The sequence below is a fragment of the Gordonibacter pamelaeae 7-10-1-b genome (genome assembly GCF_000210055.1).
Taxonomy (GTDB): Bacteria; Actinomycetota; Coriobacteriia; order Coriobacteriales; family Eggerthellaceae; genus Gordonibacter; species Gordonibacter pamelaeae.
The window spans coordinates 3,423,248-3,423,935 of record NC_021021.1; the positions used below are offsets into that span (position 1 = coordinate 3,423,248).

Sequence of the window (688 nt, forward strand, 5' to 3'; positions counted from 1 at the left end):
CTGGCCCTCGTGCGCGAGGGGGCCGCCATCTGGCGGAACTTCTTCCTCGACAACGGCCTGCCCGTGCCGGCGCCGCGCAAGATCACGTGCGAGGACCTGCGCGAGGACGAGTACTTCGGCAAGCCGAAGAGGGAGCTCGACGACGACGAGGTCCACGAGGCCTACTACGACGATCTGCGCTACGAGGCGTACCTCGAGAAGGCGTCCGAGAGGGGTCTGCCATGAGCCTGCCGCTGAAGCTGCTCGTCGATACGAACGTGTGGATCGATTATTTCCTCGAGCGCAGGCCCGAAGCGCATGAAGCGGCGATGGGGTTCATGGCGGAGGCGACGGCAGCCGATGCCGTGCTGCACACCTCGTCGGCAACGATGCCCGATCTTTTCTTCCTCCTCTGCCAGGAGACGAAGCGGTATCTGCGGGAGCACGGCAAGCCCGTTGACGAGCTCTTTGCCGCGGCGGTGCGCGAATCAGCGTGGTCGAGCGTGCGCAACGTCATGGAGCTCTCGATGATCGTGCCCGTGGGGCAGAACGAGGCCCTGCGCGCCATGACCTACCGCGACCTCCACGACGACTTCGAGGACGACCTGCTGCTGGCCGCCGCCGCGCGCGTCGATGCCGACTACGTGGTCACGTCGGACCGGGCGCTGCTGCGCCATGCGCCCGTGGCCTGCCTCGACCCGGCCGACAT

2 protein-coding genes are annotated in these 688 nt (G+C 67.0%); both read left to right on the plus strand.

Annotated elements, in window-relative coordinates; all coding sequences use genetic code 11:
• On the plus strand, positions 1-225 hold a 225-nt coding region (locus GPA_RS15735), incomplete at its 5' end, for a hypothetical protein (RefSeq protein WP_041239795.1).
• The coding region (locus GPA_RS19645) for a type II toxin-antitoxin system VapC family toxin (RefSeq protein WP_049784211.1) at positions 222-688 on the plus strand (467 nt) is incomplete at its 3' end. The genes GPA_RS15735 and GPA_RS19645, both read left to right, overlap by 4 nt.